Annotated in this window: 20 protein-coding genes; 9 read left to right on the top strand and 11 right to left on the bottom strand. The window is 52.8% G+C overall.

Going from position 1 to position 22,135, the window contains the following annotated elements:
• Positions 1 to 156 precede the first annotated feature (156 nt).
• Together OGX91_RS06045 and OGX91_RS06040 are read left to right on the top strand one after the other, a co-directional pair.
• Entirely contained in the window at positions 157 to 1,611 is a 1,455-nt protein-coding gene (locus OGX91_RS06045) for a DASS family sodium-coupled anion symporter (RefSeq protein WP_199947149.1), read from the top strand.
• Positions 1,612 to 1,655: 44 nt separating this feature from the next.
• Entirely contained in the window at positions 1,656 to 2,111 is a 456-nt protein-coding gene (locus tag OGX91_RS06040; RefSeq protein WP_005123115.1) for an HIT family protein, read from the top strand.
• A gap of 94 nt (positions 2,112 to 2,205) precedes the next feature.
• Here OGX91_RS06040 and OGX91_RS06035 read toward each other — a convergent pair whose 3' ends face one another.
• From OGX91_RS06035 to OGX91_RS06015, 5 genes are all read right to left on the bottom strand, one after another.
• Positions 2,206 to 4,377, bottom strand: coding sequence for a YgiQ family radical SAM protein (locus OGX91_RS06035; protein WP_040233974.1), 2,172 nt, complete (start codon positions 4,375 to 4,377; stop codon positions 2,206 to 2,208).
• A 189-nt stretch (positions 4,378 to 4,566) separates the two neighbouring features.
• Positions 4,567 to 5,979 carry a cell division protein FtsP gene (gene ftsP, locus OGX91_RS06030; RefSeq protein ID WP_005123112.1) on the bottom strand — a complete coding sequence of 471 codons (1,413 nt, stop codon included), beginning with the start codon at positions 5,977 to 5,979 and terminating at the stop codon, positions 4,567 to 4,569.
• Positions 5,980 to 6,050: 71 nt separating this feature from the next.
• The gene (plsC, locus tag OGX91_RS06025) at positions 6,051 to 6,788 is read right to left on the bottom strand and encodes a 1-acylglycerol-3-phosphate O-acyltransferase (RefSeq protein ID WP_040233973.1); all 738 of its coding nucleotides are present in this window, start codon (positions 6,786 to 6,788) and stop codon (positions 6,051 to 6,053) included.
• A 196-nt stretch (positions 6,789 to 6,984) separates the two neighbouring features.
• Entirely contained in the window at positions 6,985 to 9,243 is a 2,259-nt protein-coding gene (gene parC, locus OGX91_RS06020) for a DNA topoisomerase IV subunit A (protein ID WP_199947151.1), read from the bottom strand.
• 118 nt (positions 9,244 to 9,361) lie between these two features.
• Positions 9,362 to 9,757, bottom strand: a complete 396-nt coding sequence (locus tag OGX91_RS06015) for a YgiW/YdeI family stress tolerance OB fold protein (RefSeq protein ID WP_005123105.1) — start codon at positions 9,755 to 9,757, stop codon at positions 9,362 to 9,364.
• Between the two features lie 152 nt (positions 9,758 to 9,909).
• Here OGX91_RS06015 and qseB point away from each other — a divergent pair, with 152 nt between their 5' ends.
• The 4 genes from qseB (at position 9,910) to OGX91_RS05995 (ending at position 12,951) form a co-directional block, all read left to right on the top strand.
• Complete coding sequence (gene qseB, locus OGX91_RS06010; protein WP_005123103.1) at positions 9,910 to 10,569, top strand: quorum sensing response regulator transcription factor QseB; 660 nt, start codon at positions 9,910 to 9,912, stop codon at positions 10,567 to 10,569.
• Positions 10,566 to 11,915 (top strand): quorum sensing histidine kinase QseC, encoded by a 1,350-nt coding sequence (gene qseC, locus OGX91_RS06005; protein ID WP_005123101.1) that lies wholly within the window; start codon positions 10,566 to 10,568, stop codon positions 11,913 to 11,915. Before qseB ends, qseC begins: the two co-directional genes overlap by 4 nt.
• Before the next feature lie 109 nt (positions 11,916 to 12,024).
• Positions 12,025 to 12,606, top strand: a complete 582-nt coding sequence (locus OGX91_RS06000) for an NAD(P)H-dependent oxidoreductase (protein WP_040233968.1) — start codon at positions 12,025 to 12,027, stop codon at positions 12,604 to 12,606.
• 30 nt (positions 12,607 to 12,636) lie between these two features.
• Complete coding sequence (locus OGX91_RS05995; RefSeq protein ID WP_003024557.1) at positions 12,637 to 12,951, top strand: putative quinol monooxygenase; 315 nt, start codon at positions 12,637 to 12,639, stop codon at positions 12,949 to 12,951.
• A 106-nt stretch (positions 12,952 to 13,057) separates the two neighbouring features.
• On the opposite strand, the gene parE is transcribed toward OGX91_RS05995, so the two are convergent.
• The 5 genes from parE to nudF are packed head-to-tail and all read right to left on the bottom strand — an operon-like array spanning position 13,058 to position 17,463.
• Positions 13,058 to 14,950 (bottom strand): DNA topoisomerase IV subunit B, encoded by a 1,893-nt coding sequence (gene parE, locus OGX91_RS05990; protein ID WP_040233967.1) that lies wholly within the window; start codon positions 14,948 to 14,950, stop codon positions 13,058 to 13,060.
• Positions 14,951 to 14,978: 28 nt separating this feature from the next.
• Entirely contained in the window at positions 14,979 to 15,560 is a 582-nt protein-coding gene (gene yqiA, locus OGX91_RS05985) for an esterase YqiA (RefSeq protein ID WP_079934121.1), read from the bottom strand.
• Positions 15,560 to 16,387: a 3',5'-cyclic-AMP phosphodiesterase gene (cpdA, locus tag OGX91_RS05980; protein ID WP_003838143.1), complete on the bottom strand. Its 828-nt coding sequence runs from the start codon at positions 16,385 to 16,387 to the stop codon at positions 15,560 to 15,562. Before cpdA ends, yqiA begins: the two co-directional genes overlap by 1 nt.
• 24 nt (positions 16,388 to 16,411) lie before the next feature.
• On the bottom strand, positions 16,412 to 16,834 hold the full coding sequence (locus OGX91_RS05975) for a DUF1249 family protein (protein WP_005123087.1): 423 nt from the start codon (positions 16,832 to 16,834) through the stop codon (positions 16,412 to 16,414).
• Positions 16,831 to 17,463, bottom strand: a complete 633-nt coding sequence (gene nudF / locus OGX91_RS05970; RefSeq protein ID WP_040233966.1) for an ADP-ribose diphosphatase — start codon at positions 17,461 to 17,463, stop codon at positions 16,831 to 16,833. Before nudF ends, OGX91_RS05975 begins: the two co-directional genes overlap by 4 nt.
• 199 nt (positions 17,464 to 17,662) lie before the next feature.
• Between nudF and tolC the strand changes: the two genes are divergently transcribed.
• The 3 genes from tolC (at position 17,663) to OGX91_RS05955 (ending at position 21,145) form a co-directional block, all read left to right on the top strand.
• Positions 17,663 to 19,144, top strand: a complete 1,482-nt coding sequence (gene tolC, locus OGX91_RS05965) for an outer membrane channel protein TolC (RefSeq protein ID WP_155021825.1) — start codon at positions 17,663 to 17,665, stop codon at positions 19,142 to 19,144.
• A gap of 157 nt (positions 19,145 to 19,301) precedes the next feature.
• Positions 19,302 to 19,979, top strand: coding sequence for a DUF1190 family protein (locus OGX91_RS05960; protein WP_016154521.1), 678 nt, complete (start codon positions 19,302 to 19,304; stop codon positions 19,977 to 19,979).
• 5 nt (positions 19,980 to 19,984) lie between these two features.
• Positions 19,985 to 21,145 (top strand): glutathionylspermidine synthase family protein, encoded by a 1,161-nt coding sequence (locus tag OGX91_RS05955; protein WP_286625702.1) that lies wholly within the window; start codon positions 19,985 to 19,987, stop codon positions 21,143 to 21,145.
• 85 nt (positions 21,146 to 21,230) lie between these two features.
• On the opposite strand, the gene ygiD is transcribed toward OGX91_RS05955, so the two are convergent.
• A complete protein-coding gene (ygiD, locus tag OGX91_RS05950; protein WP_188231893.1) occupies positions 21,231 to 22,019 on the bottom strand; it encodes a 4,5-DOPA-extradiol-dioxygenase in 789 nt (262 codons plus the stop codon).
• Positions 22,020 to 22,135 lie beyond the last annotated feature (116 nt).

Genomic DNA, 22,135 nt, shown 5'->3' with positions numbered 1-22,135 from the left:
CTTTTCCCTTGCCGAAATATTAAGAAACAATAAACGCACAACTATAGATGTATTTATGGCACATCCACGTGCAGCATTACGCAATATAACTTACTAATTATTCAGTAATAATATTGTTTTCATGAATACATCACAAATGTCTATAGGTGCGTGACCATGGTGGAAAAAACACAGCAAGGCGTCAAATGGCTCCCATTGATTCTTATACTATTTATTTGTGCCGGGCTCTGGCAGCTTACCCCACCCAGTGGGTTAAGTGCGCCAGCCTGGCATTCAGCCATTATCTTCGTTGCTACCATTGCTTCTATCGTGGCAAAAGTTCTGCCTATTGGCGCAGTCGGCATTATCGGTATTACCGTTTTTGCCCTCGCTTATGCTGCCGGGGATAAAACCGCCAGCGGCGCTATTACCACCGCACTGAGCGAACTGAACAGTTCGCTGATCTGGCTGATTGTCGTCGCCTTTATGATTGCCCGCGGGTTTATCAAAACGGGACTCGGACGACGTATTGCGCTGCAGATGATTCGCCTGCTCGGCAAGCGCACGCTGGGACTCGCCTACGGGCTGGCGTTTGCGGACCTGATACTGTCCCCCGCAATGCCAAGCAATACGGCACGCTGCGGCGGCGTCATCTATCCAATTGCCGACTCCCTGGCGCGCAGTTTCCATTCGAACCCGGAAGATGAGTCCCGCAGTAAAATCGGTACCTTTCTTATCACCTGTATTGGCAACGTCAACGACGTCACCGCCGCGCTCTTTATGACTGGCTATACCGGCAACCTGTTGGCAGTGAAACTGGCGGCCAATGCGGGGGTCACACTCACCTGGGGCAGTTGGTTTATGGCGGCGCTGCTGCCTTGCCTGGTTTCCTTACTGCTGGTTCCATTACTGGTCTACTGGATTGTGCGTCCGGAAATTAAACACACGCCGGATGCCCCTAATCTGGCGCGTAAAGAACTGGCGGAAATGGGCCGTATGTCACGCGGTGAATGGCTGATGCTGGCTACCGTCGGCGTCCTGCTGGTGCTGTGGATTTTTGGTGATACCCTGGGCGTCGACGCCACCACCGCCTCATTTGTTGGTTTATCCATCTTGCTGCTCAGCGGCGTTCTAAGCTGGGAAGATGTCAAAAGCGAGAAAGGTGCGTGGGATACACTGATCTGGTTTGCCGCACTATTGATGATGGCAAATCAGTTGAAAAAACTGGGCTTTACCACCTGGTTTGGCAACCTGATTGGCGATAGCCTGAGCAGTACCATGCATGGGACCAGTTGGGTGGTTGTCCTGCTGCTGCTCAACGCCGCCTACTTTTATACCCACTACTTTTTTGCCAGCGGTAATGCGCAGATTGCGGCGCTGTACGCCGTTTTCCTTGGCGTCGGCCTGCATTTGAATATTCCTGCAGCCCCTACGGCGTTGATGCTGGCCTTCACCAGCAGTCTGTACTGTTCCCTCACTCAGTACACTCACGCTCGCGGGCCGATTCTGTTTGGTGCCGGGTACGTACCGATGGGAGTCTGGTGGCGAACAGGATTCATCATCAGCCTGTTTAATCAAGCCGTCTTTATCACTGTAGGGCTGATGTGGTGGAAGATACTGGGTCTGTACTAAACTCACTGCGTCCTGACGAAACGTCTTATCTACGGAGAAAAGGAATGACCTGTATTTTCTGTCAAATTGTTGAAGGTAAAGCGCCCTGCCATAAAGTCTGGGAAGACGAGCATCACCTGGCCTTTCTGTCGATTTTCCCGAACACCGAGGGGTTTACCGTGGTGATCCCGAAAAAGCACTACCCAAGCTATGCATTTGATATGCCGCCACAGGCGCTGGCAGACCTGATGCTGGCGACCCAAAAGGTGGCGAAAAAACTGGATAATGCTTTCCCGGATGTCAGTCGTACGGGGATGTTTTTCGAAGGGTTTGGCGTGGATCATGTGCACAGTAAGCTCAGCCCTATGCATGGCACAGGTGATTTGACGCGCTGGAAACCGATCGAGTCCCGGCAGACTAAATTTTTCGAGCAGTATGAAGGGTATCTGTCGTCACATGACCACGAACGGGCTGACGATGAAAAACTGGCCGCATTAGCGGCCAGAATTCGCGAAGCATAAATACTGAGCACGTCTGCCGGATAGCGGTGCAAGCACCTTATCCGGCCTACGGTCTGTCAGGCCCGGTAAGCATTCCACTCCCGGATCTGACAGATTAGCGCCCCGCGACTTTCCCGCGTTTTTTATTCGCCGCAGGCGTCTGACGCTGGTGCGCGACTGGCGTATGCTTGGTCAGTGCCGGACGGGTATGGCGGTTCTGACGACGTGCTTCACGCATCTCTTCCAGCGTCGGGGCCGGAACCAGACATTCGCGGCGACCGCCAATCAGATGCTTTTTCCCCATATCTTCCAGCGCCTGACGGATTAACGGCCAGTTAGCAGGATCATGGTAACGCAGCAGTGCTTTATGCAGACGGCGCTGTTTATCACCTCTTGGCACTACCACATCTTCACTCTTATAACCAATTTTGCCCAACGGGTTTTTCCCGGTGTAATACATGGTTGTAGAGTTTGCCAGCGGTGATGGGTAGAAGTTCTGCACTTGATCCAAACGGAAACGACGCTGTTTCAGCCACAGCGCCAGATTCACCATATCCTCATCACGCGTACCCGGGTGCGCGGAGATGAAGTACGGGATCAGGTACTGCTCTTTACCGGCCTGTTTAGAGTAGGTATCAAACAGCTCCTTAAAGCGGTCGTAGCTGCCCATACCCGGCTTCATCATCTTCGACAATGGGCCTTCTTCGGTATGCTCCGGCGCAATCTTCAGGTAGCCACCCACATGGTGAGTTGCCAACTCTTTAATATAGCGCGGGTCCTCAACGGCGATGTCATAACGCACCCCGGATGCGATAAGGATCTTTTTAATGCCTTTCAGATCACGCGCGCGGCGATAGAGATTAATCGTCGGTTCGTGGTTAGTATCCATATGCGGGCAGATATCCGGGTAAACGCAGGACAGACGACGACAGGTCTGTTCTGCACGCGGAGACTTACAGCGCAGCATATACATGTTTGCCGTTGGACCGCCGAGATCGGAAATCACGCCGGTAAAGCCCGGAACGGTATCGCGAATGGCTTCGATCTCATTGATGATCGAATCTTCAGAACGGCTCTGGATAATGCGCCCTTCGTGCTCGGTGATCGAACAGAACGAGCACCCACCAAAACAGCCTCGCATGATATTGATCGAGAAACGGATCATCTCATAGGCGGGAATACGGCTGTTACCGTACGCCGGATGTGGTACGCGCTTGTACGGCAGTGCAAAGACGCTGTCCATTTCTTCAGTCGACAACGGGATCGCTGGCGGGTTAACCCAAATATAGCGATCGCCATGCTTTTGCATCAGCGCACGCGCGCATCCTGGGTTGGTTTCGTGATGCAGAATACGTGACGCATGGGCGTACAGAACTTTGTCGCTCTTCACTTTCTCGAAAGACGGCAACAGTACGTAGGTTTTTTCCCACGGCTTCGGACGCGGCGGCTGTACGGTTACCGCTTTCGCTTCTTGTTTTTTCGGCGCCACGGGTTTGTTGTCAGCACACGGCAAATCTTCGCCGTACGGATGCGGAATAGGGTCAATTTTCCCAGGCATGTCCAGACGCGTGGAATCCACCCCGCTCCAGCCCGGCAGCGCTTCTTTGACCATAATCGCGGTATTACGCACGTCGCGGATCTGATCAATGGTTTCGCCCATCGCCAGACGGTGTGCGACTTCCACCAATGGGCGTTCGCCGTTGCCAAACATCAGCATGTCAGCTTTTGAATCCACCAGCACGGAACGACGCACGGTATCTGACCAGTAATCATAATGCGCAGTACGGCGCAGGCTGGCTTCAATACCGCCGAGAATAACCGGCACATCTTTCCAGGCTTCTTTACAGCGCTGGGTATAAACCAGCGTCGCGCGGTCCGGGCGTTTACCCGCCACGTTGTCCGGCGTATAGGCATCGTCATGGCGCAGTCGGCGATCGGCGGTATAACGGTTGATCATCGAGTCCATGTTGCCGGCGGTTACGCCGAAGAACAGGTTCGGTTTACCCAGACGCATAAAGTCATCTTTGCTGTTCCACTCCGGTTGGGCGATGATCCCCACGCGAAAGCCCTGTGCTTCCAGCATACGGCCGCAAATAGCCATGCCGAAGCTCGGGTGATCGACGTACGCATCGCCGGTAACCAGAATGATGTCGCAGCTATCCCAGCCAAGTTGATCCATTTCGTCGCGTGACATCGGCAAAAATGGTGCCGGCCCAAAGCAGGCGGCCCAGTACTGCGGCCAGGAGAAAAGGTCTCTGTCCGGTTGGATCAGGGATATTGCGCTCATAATGCTTCCAAAAAAATGGTAAAAAAATAATCAAAGGCCGGGGATTATACGCTGGATCAACAGGGGAAATGAAGGAGTATTGTAAGGATGTTAAATTTCATCTCTGCTGGTGCTACGCTGACCGTTCCTGTGCTTTCGCACGGCCCAGGCCGGGTTAGGCGAAGCCGCCACCCGGCACAGGAATATCCATTACGGTGCCGGGTTCACCAGCATCTGGCCAATAGAACCACGGTCTGCCATTTCCAGCGTCTGGCTGTTGAAGTAGAACGGAAAATGCGCCCAGGAAGGCTGCCCATAATAGACCAGCAACTCCACTTGCCCATCAACCCATACGGTATCTTTCCAGCCACGGTCTTCCGGGAACGGCATCGCGCCATTCACATTACGGATCAGGAAAGAGACGCCTTCAATATGGAACGACTGCGGCATATCGGCGCGCACCGTCCAGCGCTCCCAGGAGCCCTGCTGCGCCGTGATATCCATGCGATTAACATCCCACAGTTGGCCATTGATTCCAGGATCGTCATCAAGGCTAATATCACGGCTGCGAATCGGCGAGCCGCTCAAAATTTCGGTGGGTAACAGACGCATTGGCAGGCTATCCGTTACCAGCGGCAGAAGGCCGGTTGGACGCAGAGTCAGTACCAGCGTGGAGATCAGGATACTGGAAGGTTCAAAGAAACCACGGATCCTGTCAACAATACTGGCCGCCTCGCCGCAGGTAATCGAAACTTCATCACCGTTGGTCATATCGACCAGAATCTCACGACGCTCGCCTGGCGCCAGCGATAGCTGCTTCACCGAAACCGGCGCGGGTAAAAACCCCTGATCGCCAGAGATAACATGCAGCGCGCGACCATCGCTCATTTTCAGCAGATATCGACGCGAATTTGAGGCATTCAGCAAACGCAAACGCACCCAGCCGCGGGACACTTCGACATACGGACTTTGCGCCCCGTTGACCAGAAGAGTATCCCCCACAAAACCCCCACTGCCCGGTTCGCTATATTCTGGCGTACCGAAATTATCCAGCCGCTTATCCTGAATAATGACTGGAAAATCATCCACGCCATAGTGGTTAGGGATCGGCAGTGATTTACTCACTTCATCTTCAACCAGCCACATCCCGGCAAGGCCGTTATAGACCTGCTGGGCAGTGCGATTTGGCGTGTTGGCGTGATACCACAAGGTTGCAGCACTCTGGCGAATCGGCAGCACGGGCGCCCAGTCCGCATTAGGCGACATCATACGCGCCGGCCCCCCCATAAGAGGACCCGGGACCTGTAATCCGGCAACGGTCATTGAGACATTTTCTGTCAGACGGTTGCTGTAGATAAGCTTGACGTCATCACCTTTCCAGACGCGGATTGTCGGCCCCAGGTAGCGCCCGTTAACACCCCATACGGGTGCGCGCGTGCCCGGCGTAAACGACCAGTGCGCACGTTGCAGCGTCATAAATAGCGGCTGTCCCCGACGGGACTCCAGCAGGGGGGGAACAGGTAGCGGTTGTTGCTGACCGGCAGCATTAGCCTTCAGCGGAACAGCACCTGCACACAATGCGATCCCCGATGCCTGAATGAACTGACGCCGACTGAATGACATATAAGCTCCATGAAAAACTGGCGATTAACACGCAGGAAATCATTTCCTGTAACAAACCCGAAATGAGCGAATCAAACCTTACCGGCAGCTTCCCGCTCAGCAACTTCTTTATCGAGTTCTGCGATTTTTTGTTCCATCAGCGTGCGGCAATGCGCTGCCAGTTCACGAACCTGATCTTTACCAAAATGACTGATATCCACTGGCGGCAGCATCTCTACAATCGCCAGCCCATTATTGAGTCGGTTCAATTTGATCTTATTAGAGGTTGTTGAAACGCAAACAGGGATAACCGGGACACCCGCAGCAATTGCCGCATGGAACGCACCTGTTTTAAACGGCAGCAGACCACGGCCACGGCTACGCGTTCCTTCAGGGAACATCCAGATAGAGATACGACGCTTTTTAAAGTGGTTCACAACCGCCGCAATGGTGCTGTGCGCTTTGGCGCGGTTATTTCTGTCGATCAACAGATTACCGGTGAGCCAGTACAGTTGTCCGAAGAAAGGGATCCACAACAGGCTTTTTTTACCTACTGTAACCGTCGGTGGCTGAACGATATTCGCTGCGGTAACCATGTCATAGTTATTCTGATGGTTACAAATATAGATAGCATTACCATAGTTCTTCGCGTCAGGCGGCATGCGACACTCAACCTTCAGGCCATACAGGGGAGCCAGGCGACCAAACATATGGCCGAACGTCGCAACGTGTTTTGGATTTCGTGGGCTGAACAGACAGTATATGCAACCGAAAATACAGACCAAAATGCAGTAAATAACAGTAATAATTAAACGAAAAATATATAGCATAACAACCTCTAAAGGCCTAAGAGCCTGGCATTCTACGTCACCTGATTCCGAACACTGCATCAGGTTAGGGCATTGTTAAGAGTGGCTCTCTGGAAAAGCGTATTGTTAATCGCAACGCACGAATAAACAACGGTTTCACGGGAATTTTTAAAACAAGCTCTCCCTGTGCGAAAACAGGGAGAGCCAGACGCTGGCGTTATTCTTCGCTGTCGCCGTGACTGGCGCGTCGAGGCGAGTCAATATCAATACGATCGATACGCTGCAGGCCACGCATTAGCGTACCGCGACGACCACGCTCGCCGGTTACTTTCTGCAACTCTTCAGGACGCAGTTTAATTTTGCGCTTGCCGACGTGAATAGTCAGCGTGCTTTGTGGCGGCAGCACGTAGAGCAGCGCCAGGCCATCTTCACCTTTCGCTGCTTCCGCTGAAGGGATGTTGATAATCTTGTTCCCTTTACCTTTCGACAACTGCGGCAAATCGCTCACCGGGAACATCAACATGCGGCCCGCATGGGTAATCGCCAGCAGCATATCGGTTTCATCTTCAATCACCACCGGCGGCATAACATGTGCGTTTTCCGGCAGCGTAATCAATGCCTTGCCCGCACGGTTACGCGCAACGAGGTCATTGAAAGTGCAGACAAAACCGTAACCAGCATCAGATGCCATAAGCAGTTTCTGATCGTCGCCTTCCATCAGCATATGCTCAACCGTCGCGCCCGGTGGCAGCGTGAGCTTACCGGTCAACGGTTCCCCCTGACCCCGTGCAGACGGCAGCGTAATTGGGTCGATAGCATAGCTACGCCCGGTTGAGTCAACGAATACAACCGGTTGGTTACTCTTACCCTTCACAGCCGACTTAAAGCTGTCGCCCGCTTTATAGCTTAAGCCAGGCGCATCAATGTCGTGGCCTTTCGCACTTCGCACCCAACCACTCTGGGACAGCACAATGGTCACCGGCTCAGACGGCAACATGTCGTGCTCGCTCATCGCCTTCGCTTCTTCACGCTCCCGCAATGGAGAACGGCGATCGTCACCATAAGCATCCGCATCAGCCTGCAGTTCTTTCTTCAGCAGGTTACTCATTTTGCGCTCAGAGGCCAGAATGCCCTGCAGTTGATCGCGCTCTTTCGCCAGTTCGTCCTGCTCACCACGGATTTTCATCTCTTCCAGTTTGGCAAGGTGACGTAATTTCAGCTCAAGAATGGCTTCCGCCTGAGTTTCTGAAATACCAAACCGCGACATCAGCTCAGGCTTTGGTTCATCTTCATGACGAATAATTTCGATCACTTCATCAATGTTGAGGAACGCTATCAGCAAACCTTCAAGAATGTGCAGGCGTTTGAGTACTTTCTCCAGGCGATAGTTCAGGCGACGGCGCACGGTATCGCGACGGAACGTCAGCCATTCGGTGAGGATCTCCAGCAGGTTTTTCACCGCCGGACGACCGTCGAGGCCAATCATGTTCAGGTTAATGCGATAGCTTTTTTCCAGATCGGTAGTGGCAAACAGATGGTTCATCACCTGTTCCATATCCACGCGATTCGACCGCGGGACAATTACCAGACGAGTCGGGTTTTCGTGATCCGATTCATCGCGCAGGTCGTCTACCATTGGCAACTTTTTATTGCGCATTTGAGCCGCAATCTGCTCCAGTACTTTTGCGCCGGAGACCTGGTGCGGCAGCGCGGAAATCACCACCGCGCCATCTTCTTTCGTCCATACCGCACGCATGCGAACGGAGCCGCGACCGTTTTCGTAAATCTTACGAATCTCCGCACGCGAGGTAATGATCTCTGCTTCGGTCGGATAATCCGGCCCCTGTACAATATCCAGCAGTTGATCCAGCGTCGTTTTCGGCTGTTCAATCAGCGTAATTGCCGCTTTGGCCACTTCACGCAGGTTGTGCGGCGGAATGTCCGTCGCCATACCCACGGCAATCCCGGTCGTGCCGTTTAGCAGGATATTCGGCAGACGCGCAGGCAGCATTTTTGGCTCCTGCATGGTACCGTCGAAGTTTGGCACCCAATCCGACGTTCCCTGACCGAGTTCACCCAGCAGGACTTCCGCATATTTCGACAGGCGGGATTCCGTGTAACGCATCGCGGCGAAGGATTTCGGATCGTCTGGTGCCCCCCAGTTCCCCTGCCCGTCAACCAGCGGATAACGGTAAGAGAAGGGCTGGGCCATCAGCACCATCGCTTCATAGCAGGCGCTGTCGCCGTGCGGATGGTATTTACCCAATACGTCACCGACGGTACGGGCGGATTTTTTAAATTTGGCGCTGGCATTCAGCCCCAGTTCGGACATCGCATAAACGATGCGACGCTGAACAGGTTTCAGACCATCACCAATAAACGGTAACGCCCTGTCCATGATGACGTACATGGAGTAGTTCAGATAGGCGTTTTCCGTGAATTCATGCAGCGCCAGGCGCTCTGCCATATCGCTCATTAATCGTGGTTCCTCAACTTTGTACCCCTCTATTGAAGGGCAATATTGCCGCAGATACTACCCTATCTGGCGTGTTGAGTCACAAAGAAAAGGGCCGCGAATACGGCCCTGATGGGGATTATTTGGCAACTTTGGTAATCTGTTTCACGTCGATTTCAACGGAGTTCCAGTCTTTATCCACTTCACCCTGGATTTCAACCACATCCTGCGGCGTGACGGTTACGCCGTTCCAGCGCTTGTGGTCAATATCTACATTCACTGTGCCGGTCGCATCTTTAAACACATACAGGTCGTCGGAAATACGCTCAACGATGTTCCCGCGCAGGGTAACCCAGGTGTCATCACGCAGCGATTTGGCGCTTTCTACCGTCGTGCTGCTACCGTTTGGGCCAACAAAGCCGCCGTTTTGGCTTTGCGTTGTCGTCGTCGGTCCAGAGAAGCCGCCCTGCTGCGCTGCCAGAACAGGTGCGGAACACAGTGCCATTACAGCAACCATTGCAGCTAATTTTTTCATCGTCATGTCTCCCTTTCATGTTGGTTTACGACTATTAAATAAGGTAATCCTTAACAAGTTCTTAAGGCAAAAAAAGATACTTTTTTTACTGTACAGAGGCTGTAGCCACAGGTTTACTTGACGGTAATGAGAGCGACCGCAGGGAAGAACATATGCGTATTTTACTGGTAGAAGATGACACGCTGATTGGCGATGGCCTTAAAACAGGTCTGAGTAAAATGGGTTTCAGCATCGACTGGTTTACCGAGGGTCGCCAGGGGAAAGAAGCGCTTTACAGCGCCCCTTATGATGCGGTGATCCTTGACCTGACGCTGCCAGGCATAGACGGGCGCGATATCCTGCGCGAATGGCGAGCCAACGGGAAGCAGGAACCGGTGCTTATTCTTACCGCCCGTGACGCGCTGGCGGAACGCGTGGAAGGTCTGCGCCTCGGCGCGGATGACTATCTGTGTAAACCCTTTGCACTCATCGAAGTTGCCGCCCGACTTGAAGCGTTGGTACGCCGCGCCAGCGGCCAGGCCACCAGTGAACTGCGCCACGGTCAGGTGACGCTTAATCCCGGCGCGCTGGTCGCCACGTTCGCGGGAGAGCCGTTATCGCTCAAGCCAAAAGAGTTCGCGCTGCTGGAACTGCTGATGCGCAACAAAGGACGCGTCCTGCCCCGCAAGCTGATTGAAGAAAAACTGTATAACTGGGATGAAAACGTCTCCAGTAATGCAGTTGAGGTGCACGTCCATCACTTACGCCGTAAGCTCGGCAGTGATTTTATCCGTACCGTGCATGGCATTGGTTACACCCTGGGTGACGCATGAAACTCACACAACGCCTCAGCCTGCGCGTCAGACTAACGCTTATATTTATCATTTTGGTTTTGGTAACCTGGTTGATTTCCAGTTTTGTTGCATGGAAACAAACCACCGATAACGTTGACGAGATGTTTGACACGCAACTGATGCTGTTTGCCAAACGGCTGGTCACGCTGGATCTTGATGAACTAAAAGCTTCTGAGCGCATCGCGCAGACACCGAAAAAGTTCAAACATGGCCATATTGACGACGATGTACTGACCTTTGCGGTCTACACGCCGGATGGGAAAATGGTTCTTCATGATGGTGACAATGGTCAGTACATTCCCTATAGCTATCGTCGGGAAGGGTTTGACGATGGTTATCTGAACGGTGATAACGATAAATGGCGCTTTATCTGGCTAACTTCAGCGGATAAAAAGTACCGGATCGTGGTCGGTCAGGAGTGGGAATATCGCGAAGATATGGCCCTGGCGATCGTGACAGCCCAATTGGTGCCGTGGCTGGTCGCCCTGCCGCTGATGCTGCTGATCCTGATTGTCCTGTTAAGCCTTGAACTTAAGCCGCTAAAAAAGCTGGCGCAGGCCTTACGTGTGCGGGATCCGGAATCTGAAGAACCACTGAGCCTAAAAGGTATTCCTGGCGAGGTTCGCCCGCTGGTTGAGTCGCTCAATCAACTGTTTATCCGCACACACTCGATGATGGTTCGCGAACGGCGCTTTACCTCTGATGCCGCCCACGAACTGCGCAGTCCGTTGACGGCACTGAAGGTACAGACCGAAGTCGCGCAGTTGTCCGACGATGATCCGCAGGCACGACAAAAAGCGTTAATGCAGATGCAGACGGGAATTGACCGCGCTACCCGACTGGTTGATCAGCTCCTGACGCTTTCGCGCCTCGACTCCCTCGACAACCTTCAGGACGTGGCTGATATCTCGCTGGAAGAACTATTGCAATCCGCTGTAATGGATATCTATCACCCAGCGCAACAGGCACACATTGATGTGCGTTTGCAGATTAACGCCCACGATATCAAGCGCATGGGACAACCCTTGTTACTCAGCCTGATGGTGCGGAATCTACTGGATAATGCGATTCGCTATAGCCCACAGGGTAGCATTGTAGAGGTGACGCTTAACTCCCGCTATTTTAGCGTCAAAGATAACGGTCCGGGCGTTGCGCCGGAAGTCCTGACGCACATCGGTGAACGCTTTTATCGTCCGCCGGGACAAAGTGTTACCGGCAGCGGTCTCGGCCTGTCGATTGTCCGCCGTATCGCGACGTTGCATGGAATGTCAGCCTCGTTTGGCAATGTGCCGGAAGGTGGCTTTGAAGCGAAAGTCAGTTGGTAACTGGGTTATTATTGCTCAAATAGCAAAAGACTTTGCACATTTTGCTAATTTCACCGCACCGCTGGTGGGAGTAAAATCGTCCTCAAACGTATTTCCTTGAGGACACAACATGAGCAACATTCTGATTATCAATGGGGCGAAAAAATTCGCTCACTCTAACGGTCAGTTAAACGACACCCTGACCGAGGTCGCGGATGGTATCCTGCGCGACCTCGGGCATGATGTTAAAATCGTGCGTGCAGATAGCGATTACGACATTGAAACGGAAGTGCAGAACTTTGTCTGGGCTGATGTGGTTATCTGGCAAATGCCGGGCTGGTGGATGGGTGCACCGTGGACGGTGAAAAAATACATCGATGATGTGTTTACCGAAGGTCACGGTACGCTGTATGCCAGCGATGGTCGTACACGTTCAGATGCCTCTAAAAAATACGGCTCAGGCGGGCTGATTCAGGGCAAAAAATACATGCTGTCCCTGACCTGGAACGCGCCAATGGAAGCCTTCACTGAAAAAGACCAATTCTTCCATGGTGTTGGCGTTGATGGTGTGTATCTGCCGTTCCATAAAGCAAATCAGTTCCTGGGAATGGAAGCGCTGCCGACGTTTATCACCAATGACGTGATTAAAATGCCAGATGTTCCGCGTTATATCGCAGAATATCGCAAGCATCTGACCGAGATTTTTGGTTAACTAGTCACCTGGAATTAGAAGGAGTTAACCATGCTTACTGTTATTGCAGAAATCCGTACACGTCCAGGTCAACATCACCGCCAGGCGGTACTGGATCAGTTTGCTAAAATCGTTCCGACCGTACTGAAGGAAGAAGGCTGCCACGGCTATGCGCCGATGGTGGATCATGCTGCGGGTGTGAGTTTTCAGACCACAGCACCAGACTCAATCGTGATGGTTGAACAGTGGGAAAGCATCGCGCATCTTGAAGCGCATTTGCAGACCCCGCATATGAAGGCCTACAGCGAAGCCGTGAAAGGCGACGTGCTGGACATGAATATCCGTATTCTGGAATCGGGTATTTAAGTTATCGTCATGGCCGCCGGGCCAGATAAGCGCAGCGCCATCGGGCATAATGACCTTGCCGGATGGCGGTATTAACCGCCTTATCCGGCCTACATACCCATATCCCTTAGCCTTCGAGATCCGCCAGGTCACCTTTCTCCTGCAACCAGTTGCGACGATCCTCTGAACGTTTCTTGGCCAGCAGCATATCCATCACCGCATTCGTACGCTGATCGTCCTCATCATCAATGATGAGCTGCACCAGACGACGCGTATTGGGATCCAGCGTCGTTTCACGTAACTGCATCGGGTTCATTTCACCCAGACCTTTAAAGCGTTGTACGTTCGGTTTCCCTTTCTTGCGCTTTAACTGCTCCAGCACGCCCGCTTTTTCTTCTTCTGTCAGCGCGTAATACACCTCTTTACCAAGGTCGATACGGTATAACGGCGGCAGCGCCACGTAGACGTGACCGTGTTTCACCAGCGTACGGAAGTGTTTCACAAACAGCGCGCACAGCAGCGTGGCGATGTGCAAACCATCGGAGTCCGCATCCGCCAGAATACAGATCTTGCCATAGCGCAACTGGCTCAGATCGTCGCTGTCCGGATCGATGCCGATCGCCACCGAAATATCATGCACTTCCTGCGAGGCCAGCACTTCATCAGAAGAGACTTCCCAGGTATTGAGGATCTTACCTTTCAGCGGCATGATCGCCTGGAATTCACGATCGCGCGCCTGTTTGGCGGAACCGCCTGCGGAGTCACCTTCGACGAGAAACAGTTCGGTGCGGTTAAGATCCTGTGCAGTGCAGTCCGCCAGTTTGCCCGGCAGCGCCGGACCGCTGGTCAGCTTTTTACGTACGACTTTTTTCGCCGCACGCAGGCGACGCTGGGCACTGGAAATCGCCATCTCAGCCAACAGTTCGGCTGACTGTACGTTCTGATTCAGCCACAGGCTGAAGGCATCTTTCACCACGCCAGAAACAAACGCCGCACACTGACGCGAAGAGAGGCGTTCTTTGGTTTGACCGGCAAACTGCGGATCCTGCATTTTTACCGACAGCACATAGGCGCAGCGATCCCAGATATCTTCAGCAGACAACTTCACGCCGCGCGGCAGAATATTACGATACTCGCAGAATTCGCGCATTGCATCCAGCAGACCCTGACGCAGACCGTTGACGTGCGTCCCACCCTGCATGGTTGGGATCAGGTTCACATAGCTTTCGGTCAGCAGCTCGCCGCCTTCCGGTAGCCAGAGCAGCGCCCAGTCTACGGTTTCTGTTTCACCGCTGAAATTACCGATAAACGGTTTTTCCGGCAGCGTCGGCAGGCCATTTACCGCTTCGCTCAGGTAGTCATTCAGACCGTCCTGGTAGCACCAGCGCTGCTCGCTGTTGTTAACTTCATCTTTAAAGGTGATCTCTACGCCCGGGCACAGCACCGCTTTGGCTTTCAGTACGTGCGTTAAGCGAGAAACAGAGAAACGCGGGCTGTCAAAGAAGGTTTCATCCGGCCAGAAGTGTACGCTGGTACCGGTATTGCGTTTACCGCAAGTACCGACCACCTGCAGATCCTGCACTTTGTCACCGTTTTCAAACGCGATATTGTACACCTGACCATCGCGACGCACGTTCACTTCTACACGTTTTGAAAGCGCGTTGACCACGGAGATACCTACCCCGTGTAAACCGCCTGAAAACTGGTAGTTCTTATTAGAAAATTTACCGCCTGCATGCAGGCGACAGAGGATCAGCTCGACCGCCGGAACGCCTTCTTCTGGGTGAATATCCACCGGCATGCCGCGTCCGTCGTCAATGACTTCCAGCGATTGATCGGCATGTAAGATCACATCCACGCGTTTCGCGTGGCCAGCCAGTGCTTCATCCACACTGTTATCAATCACTTCCTGTCCAAGATGGTTAGGACGGGTCGTGTCAGTGTACATCCCAGGGCGACGGCGTACCGGCTCAAGCCCAGTGAGTACCTCAATGGCATCAGCGTTATAAGTTTGCGTCATGGTTTAAATTAGCAATTCGAATTGATCGTCAGAAACTGTGCAGTCCAAGGAAATCGACAATCGGGTTGAAATAATCTTCGAAGCCCGTGAATGCGTGGTTTCCGCCCTCAATAACTGTCTGACGGCAGGAGGCGTAATACGCCACCGCCTGGCGGTAGTCCAACACTTCATCGCCCGTTTGTTGAAGCAGCCAAATCAAATCCGGCGCTTCCAGCGGGTCAATCTGCATGACTTTAAGATCGTAAATATGGCGTGACTCTAGCACATATTGCTGCCCCGTGTAGGGGTTCTCGTTTTGACCGAGATAGTCGACCAGCAGTTCATAAGGCCGTACAGCCGGGTTCACCACCACCGCTGGCAGCATAAAACATTGCGACAGCCAGGTGGCGTAATAGCCTCCTAATGAGGAGCCGACAATCCCCAGCGACTCGCCGCCATGCTCAAGGATAATTGACTCCAGCATCTCTGCCGCCTGGGCTGGATACGGAGGTAACTGCGGTACAATTATCTCAACGTGCGGATGGTGCTCCGCCAGCCAGTTTTTTAGCAGACACGCCTTCGCCGAACGAGGAGAACTATTGAATCCATGAAGATAGAGAAGCGTAGACATCAGTAGCCTTCTGAAGCGGTATCAGGGTGGAAACGATTACCCTGCAGACGGCGAACCTGAGTCTGCAACGTCCCGTCAGCAAAAAGCTCCAGCGTCCGCCAGCCGGGGCTGATGGTATCTAACGTGAAGTTGGAACAATGCGGCTTAAACTGCACGCAGGTCGATGGCGTCGCCAGTAGCCGGCGACCGTTCCAGTCCAGATCCAGCTCCTGATGAATATGCCCGCACAGCAGATACTTCACGCGCGGATAATTCACCAGCACGTTGTCGAGCTCCGCCGCATTGCGCAGGCTGTGCTGATCGAGCCAGCTGCAGCCCGCAGGCAAAGGATGATGATGCAGAAGCAGCAAGGTATTGCGCTCAGGCGCATCGGCAAGTTTACGCTCCAGCCATTCGAGCTGAAATTCACTTAATTCACCGTGGGGAACGCCGAACACCTGGCTGTCGAGCAACAATATTTGCCACTGTTCGCCGATGAAAACGCGCTTGGCAGGGGAAATTCCCGCATCCTGTAGCGCGCTGTACATTGCCGGCTGAAAATCGTGATTGCCCGGTAGCCAAACGCAGGGCGCACGAAAGCTTGCGATGCCCTCAGCAAAATGCTGATAGGCAGCAGCGGATTGATCCTGCGCCAAATCCCCCGTCGCGACGATCAGATCGTACTCTGGCGACTCTGCATGTATGGCATCCAGTACGGATTGATAACTGTCCCAGGTGTTCACACCCAGCAGCGTTTCATGCTTTTCGGCAAACAGGTGAGTGTCTGTAATTTGTAAGATCCTGACTCTGGCCTCACCAGCCAAAGGAAGGGTTAACAGGCTTTCCAAATGGTGTCCTTAGGTTTCACGACGCTAATAAACCGGAATCGCCATCGCTCCATGTGCTAAACAGTACCGTAACCAGTCGGCCAAAAACTGATTAATTTGATGCTTTTCGTCGCGTTGATGCAACTTTTTATTTGGATAATCATACCGCGCTTTGAAGCGAAAGATCTGCTGACTTGAACACACTTCAGCCACCCTCGCATCATGATACAGGCGCACAGTCAGCGACGGCAGGCTCCAGTAGGTAACCGCTGGTGCCGTCTGTTCGATCGCGACAAGCGTAGTGTATCGGGTCGATTCCACGATCGTTAATCGATATTGTGCGTTTGCAACCTGATAGCTCACTGTTTCACCGGCTGCATCATTGCGTGGCAACAGGCGGCGCAACTGCGAAAAATTGGTTTCGCACAGGCGCATCATTTCAGGGAAGTCAGGTGTGTAACGCTTCATTTTTTCCACTCAGTTTTTAACTCTTGATAGTGCAGCTGTAACCATTGCAAAGCGATGACAGAAGCCGCGTTGTCGATTATCCCCTCTTCTACCCATTGATAAGCCTGTTCCCGACTCACCACATGAACACGAATATCTTCGTTTTCATCCGCCAGACCGTGGATACCATTTGCGGTCGAAGCGTCCACTTCACCTACCAAAATAGACAGGCGCTCACTGGTGCCGCCAGGGCTTGCCAGATAACTCAGCACGGGTTTCGTACGTTTAACGTCCAGTCCGGCTTCTTCCATTGCTTCACGACGGGCCACATCTTCAACGGTTTCGCCTTCTTCAATCATTCCGGCTACCATTTCCAGTAGATACGGCGTTTCGCTGGTGTCATAGGCCGCAATGCGGATCTGTTCAACCAACACAACTTCATCCCGCTCAGGGTCAAAGGGTAGCAAGACTGCCGCGTGTCCGCGCTCAAAAATTTCACGCTTCACTTCACCGCTCATACCACCGTTAAACAGGCGATGACGGAAGCGATAAAGATCTAATGAAAAAAAACCGCGGTATAGTGTTTCTCGTGCAATAATTTCTACATCATTTTTAGTGAATGTCATTGGCAAGTTGTCTGGTTTACGCATTGTGCTGTCCTGGTACCAATAGTGATTAAAATGTGAATTTCAAGGTCGTTTGACTGCTGTTTGAGCGCCCTTGTGTTAAATTGATGCAAATTAACGCCGTATGGCACGTAACGCCAACTTTTTGAAGTGGCGGATTCTGCTAGAATCAGCAATTATTTTTACAATTTGATCAGCGCTAAATACTGCTTCACAACAAGGAATGCAAATGAAGAAATTGCTCCCCATCCTTATCGGCCTGAGCCTGTCGGGGTTCAGTACTCTGAGCCAGGCAGAAAACCTGATGCAGGTTTATCAGCAAGCACGCCTGAGCAACCCGGAATTGCGTAAATCCGCCGCCGATCGCGATGCTGCATTCGAAAAAATTAACGAAGCGCGTAGTCCTTTACTGCCGCAACTGGGCTTAGGTGCCGATTACACCTACAGCAATGGCTACCGTGATTCAAATGGTATCAACTCCAACGCCACCAGCGCGTCATTACAATTGACTCAGACGCTGTTTGATATGTCAAAATGGCGTGCCTTGACGCTGCAAGAAAAATCAGCGGGCATCCAGGACGTGACCTATCAGACCGATCAGCAAACGCTGATCCTGAATACCGCCACGGCCTATTTTAACGTATTGAACGCGATTGACGTGCTCTCTTATACCCAGGCACAAAAAGACGCCGTTTATCGTCAGTTAGATCAGACGACCCAGCGTTTTAACGTTGGCCTGGTTGCTATCACTGACGTACAGAACGCCCGTTCACAGTACGATACTGTGTTGGCGAATGAAGTTACCGCGCGTAACAACCTGGACAACGCCGTTGAACAGCTGCGTCAGGTCACCGGCAATTACTATCCGGAACTGGCTTCGCTGAATGTTGATGGCTTTAAAACCAACAAACCGCAGGCGGTGAATTCACTGCTGAAAGAAGCAGAAAACCGCAACCTGACGTTATTGCAGGCACGTTTAAGCCAGGATCTGGCGCGTGAGCAAATTCGTCTGGCACAGGACGGTCATCTGCCGACGCTGGGTTTAACCGCCTCTACTGGTGTTTCTGATACCTCTTACAGTGGTTCTAAAACTAACACCTCTCAGTATGACGACAGTAACCAGGGCCAGAATAAAATTGGTCTGAACTTCTCGCTGCCGCTGTACCAGGGCGGGATGGTTAACTCGCAGGTTAAACAAGCACAGTACAACTTTGTTGGCGCCAGCGAGCAACTGGAAAGCGCCCACCGCAGCGTAGTACAGACCGTTCGTTCGTCATTCAACAACATTAATGCGTCTATCAGTAGCATTAATGCGTACAAACAAGCCGTTGTCTCTGCGCAAAGTTCCCTTGACGCGATGGAAGCGGGTTATTCTGTCGGTACACGTACCATCGTGGACGTGTTGGATGCCACTACCACGCTGTACAACGCTAAGCAGCAGTTGGCAAATGCGCGTTATACCTATCTGATCAACCAGTTAAACATCAAGTCTGCGCTCGGTACGCTTAACGAGCAGGATCTGGTGGCGTTGAACAATACGCTGGGCAAACCTATTTCCACCGCACCTGACTCCGTTGCGCCGGAAAACACCCAGCAAGACGCCACAGCAGATGGTTATACCGCCAACAGTGCGGCGCCGGCGGTCAAACCGGCAGCAGCACATACATCCAGCAGCAGTAACGGCAACAACCCGTTCCGTAATTGATGTTGATGACGGGGCTTCGGCCCCGTCTGAACGTAAGACAACGTAAAGATCCGCCCCTTCCTGCGCATTCTCGCCTCTTCCCGCTTCAATTTCGACCAGTCATCCTCTATCCTGAGCATTATTTACTGTGTTTACCACTGGGTCCTGGAAGACAAAAATGAAACGGACAAAATCGATACATCATGCTTCGTTCCGCAAAAGCTGGAGCGCGCGCCATCTGACTCCTGTCGCCCTGGCAGTTACCGCTGTGTTTATGCTCGCGGGCTGTGAAAAGAGTGACGAAACGGTTTCGCTTTATCAGAATGCGGACGACTGCTCTGCGGCGAATCCAGGTAAAAGCGCTGAATGTACGACCGCATTCAACAACGCGCTGAAAGAAGCTGAACGCACGGCGCCAAAATACGCCACGCGCGAAGACTGTATTGCCGAGTTCGGTGAAGGTCAGTGCCAACAGGCACCTGCCCAGGCAGGTATGGCACCGACCGGTGAAGGCCAGGCTCAGGCGCAGAATCAAAGCAGCGGCAGCTTCTGGATGCCGCTGATGGCTGGCTACATGATGGGCCGCATGATGGGCGGCGGAATGGGCGCTCAGCAGCCGCTGTTCAGCTCGAAAAACCCGGCCAGCCCTGCATACGGCAAATACACTGACGCCGGCGGCAAAAACTACGGCGCAGCAACGCCGGGCCGCACCATGACCGTACCAAAAACCGCCATGGCACCGAAACCAGCCACCACGTCTACCGTAACCCGCGGCGGATTTGGTGAGTCAGTCGCCAAACAGAGCACCATGCAGCGTAGCGCAAGCGGCACCACCACACGTTCAATGGGTGGCTGATCGTCATGGAAAGAGTCAGTATTGTTGAGCGCCCGGACTGGCGCGATAAGGCCACCGAATACGGTTTCAACTTTCACACCATGTACGGCGAGCCGTACTGGTGTGAAGACGCATACTATAAGCTGACGCTCGCTCAGGTCGAAAAGCTGGAAGAGGTCACCGCAGAGCTGCACCAGATGTGCCTCAAGGTGGTTGAGAAGGTCATTGCCAGCGACGAGCTGATGACCAAGTTTCGTATTCCGAAGCATACCTGGGGCTTTGTCCGCCAGTCCTGGCTGACACAGCAACCGTCGCTCTATTCCCGCCTCGATCTGGCGTGGGATGGTACCGGTGAACCCAAGCTTTTAGAAAACAACGCCGATACGCCAACCTCATTGTATGAAGCTGCTTTTTTCCAGTGGATCTGGCTGGAAGATCAGCTTAATGCGGGCAACCTGCCGGAAGGCAGCGATCAGTTCAACAGCCTGCAGGAAAAACTGATCGAACGTTTCACTGAGCTGCGCGAGCAGTACGGTTTTCAGTTGCTGCACCTGACCTGCTGTCGCGATACGGTCGAAGATCGTGGAACGATCCAGTATTTGCAGGATTGCACGGCTGAGGCTGAAATTGCCACTGAATTTCTCTATGTCGAAGATATCGGTCTTGGCGAAAAAGGTCAGTTCACGGACATGCAGGACCAGGTGATCGCCAACCTGTTCAAGCTATATCCGTGGGAGTTTATGCTGCGTGAAATGTTCTCCACCAAGCTGGAAGATGCCGGCGTTCGCTGGCTGGAACCAGCATGGAAAAGCATTATCTCCAACAAAGCACTGTTGCCGCTGCTGTGGGAAATGTTCCCGGATCATCCGAATCTGCTACCGGCATATTTCGCCGAAGACGACTATCCGCAGATGGATAAGTTTGTCGTGAAACCGATCTTCTCGCGTGAAGGCGCTAACGTTTCCATCATTGAGAACGGTAAAACGATCGAAGCCGTGGAAGGCCCATACGGTGAAGAAGGCATGATCGTGCAGCAGTTCCATCAGTTACCGAAGTTTGGCGACAGCTATATGCTGATCGGCAGTTGGCTGATTAACGACCAACCGGCCGGGATCGGCATTCGCGAAGACCGCGCGTTGATCACGCAGGATCTCTCCCGTTTCTATCCGCATATTTTTGTCGAATGATTGAGAGTGCCGGGTGGCGGCTTCGCCTTACCCGGCCTACGGCACGAACTTAATGCCCGATAAGCGTAGCGCCATCGGGCATTCATCACCCAACCTGCACCGACAACATACTTAAACTTCCCATCTCGATACCATCTACAGGGATCGTAACAGACTCTTTACCATCCCATGCCCCGAGAACATACAGCAGCGGCAGATAATGATCTGGCGTCGGGTTCGACAGCGATCCGCCTTCATGATCCATATAGTTAACCAGCGGGTGCTGTTCAACCGGTCCCTGCCATGTGAGGTTTGCTTTAACATAATCGTTAAATGAGGTCGCCCACGGATACGGCGTATTTTCGCCGTGCCAGCGCGCAGTACGCAGGTTATGCACCACGTTACCGCTGGCTACCAGCATAATGCCCTCATCACGCAGCGCCGCCAGCTTACGACCCATTTCGAAATGCCAGGCCGCAGGTTTGGTGCTATCGACACTCAACTGCACCATCGGGATATCTGCGTTCGGGTACATCTTGATCAGCACACCCCATGAGCCGTGGTCAAATCCCCACGCCTCTTTATCTAACGTGACTGGCACTGGAGAAAGCAGATCCACCAGATGCTGAGCCAGTTCAGGAGACCCCGGGGCCGGATAATGCGTGTCATACAGCGCCTGCGGAAAACCACCAAAGTCATGAATCGTTTTCGGTGCTTCCATCGCGGTTACGCCAGTGCCGCGCGTAAACCAGTGCGCTGAGACCACCACGATGGCTTTCGGACGTGGCAACGTTTCCCCCAGCTGCTGCCAGGCACGGGTATAAACGTTATCTTCCAGAACATTCATCGGGCTGCCGTGGCCCAAAAACAATGCTGGCATACGAGTTGAAGACATGATGATATCCTTACTGAGGGAGTCATTTTGATATCACCACAATACGCTTTTTCGGTTGATGAAGAACTCAGATAACCATGATGAAGATCATCAGTTATTTTGACGAACCGCCCCGA

It is taken from the genome of Citrobacter sp. Cpa228, from assembly GCF_030333085.1.
In the GTDB taxonomy this organism is placed as follows: Bacteria; Pseudomonadota; Gammaproteobacteria; order Enterobacterales; family Enterobacteriaceae; genus Citrobacter; species Citrobacter pasteurii.
Note: the sequence above shows the minus strand (reverse complement) of the source record. Positions and strands in the feature narration are given on the sequence as shown.

What these genes read in the sequence shown, in the direction of transcription:
- OGX91_RS06045 (WP_199947149.1), top strand. Translation starts at nt 157, where the DNA reads ATGGTGGAAAAAACACAGCAAGGCGTCAAATGGCTCCCATTGATTCTT.
- yqiA (WP_079934121.1), bottom strand. Translation starts at nt 15,560, where the DNA reads ATGTCTACGCTTCTCTATCTTCATGGATTCAATAGTTCTCCTCGTTCG.
- OGX91_RS06015 (WP_005123105.1), bottom strand. Translation starts at nt 9,757, where the DNA reads ATGAAAAAATTAGCTGCAATGGTTGCTGTAATGGCACTGTGTTCCGCA.
- OGX91_RS05975 (WP_005123087.1), bottom strand. Translation starts at nt 16,834, where the DNA reads ATGAAGCGTTACACACCTGACTTCCCTGAAATGATGCGCCTGTGCGAA.
- ftsP (WP_005123112.1), bottom strand. Translation starts at nt 5,979, where the DNA reads ATGTCATTCAGTCGGCGTCAGTTCATTCAGGCATCGGGGATCGCATTG.
- OGX91_RS05995 (WP_003024557.1), top strand. Translation starts at nt 12,637, where the DNA reads ATGCTTACTGTTATTGCAGAAATCCGTACACGTCCAGGTCAACATCAC.
- OGX91_RS05955 (WP_286625702.1), top strand. Translation starts at nt 19,985, where the DNA reads ATGGAAAGAGTCAGTATTGTTGAGCGCCCGGACTGGCGCGATAAGGCC.
- OGX91_RS06000 (WP_040233968.1), top strand. Translation starts at nt 12,025, where the DNA reads ATGAGCAACATTCTGATTATCAATGGGGCGAAAAAATTCGCTCACTCT.
- parE (WP_040233967.1), bottom strand. Translation starts at nt 14,950, where the DNA reads ATGACGCAAACTTATAACGCTGATGCCATTGAGGTACTCACTGGGCTT.
- ygiD (WP_188231893.1), bottom strand. Translation starts at nt 22,019, where the DNA reads ATGTCTTCAACTCGTATGCCAGCATTGTTTTTGGGCCACGGCAGCCCG.
- nudF (WP_040233966.1), bottom strand. Translation starts at nt 17,463, where the DNA reads ATGCGTAAACCAGACAACTTGCCAATGACATTCACTAAAAATGATGTA.
- OGX91_RS06035 (WP_040233974.1), bottom strand. Translation starts at nt 4,377, where the DNA reads ATGAGCGCAATATCCCTGATCCAACCGGACAGAGACCTTTTCTCCTGG.
- OGX91_RS06040 (WP_005123115.1), top strand. Translation starts at nt 1,656, where the DNA reads ATGACCTGTATTTTCTGTCAAATTGTTGAAGGTAAAGCGCCCTGCCAT.
- qseB (WP_005123103.1), top strand. Translation starts at nt 9,910, where the DNA reads ATGCGTATTTTACTGGTAGAAGATGACACGCTGATTGGCGATGGCCTT.
- parC (WP_199947151.1), bottom strand. Translation starts at nt 9,243, where the DNA reads ATGAGCGATATGGCAGAGCGCCTGGCGCTGCATGAATTCACGGAAAAC.
- OGX91_RS05960 (WP_016154521.1), top strand. Translation starts at nt 19,302, where the DNA reads ATGAAACGGACAAAATCGATACATCATGCTTCGTTCCGCAAAAGCTGG.
- plsC (WP_040233973.1), bottom strand. Translation starts at nt 6,788, where the DNA reads ATGCTATATATTTTTCGTTTAATTATTACTGTTATTTACTGCATTTTG.
- tolC (WP_155021825.1), top strand. Translation starts at nt 17,663, where the DNA reads ATGCAAATGAAGAAATTGCTCCCCATCCTTATCGGCCTGAGCCTGTCG.
- qseC (WP_005123101.1), top strand. Translation starts at nt 10,566, where the DNA reads ATGAAACTCACACAACGCCTCAGCCTGCGCGTCAGACTAACGCTTATA.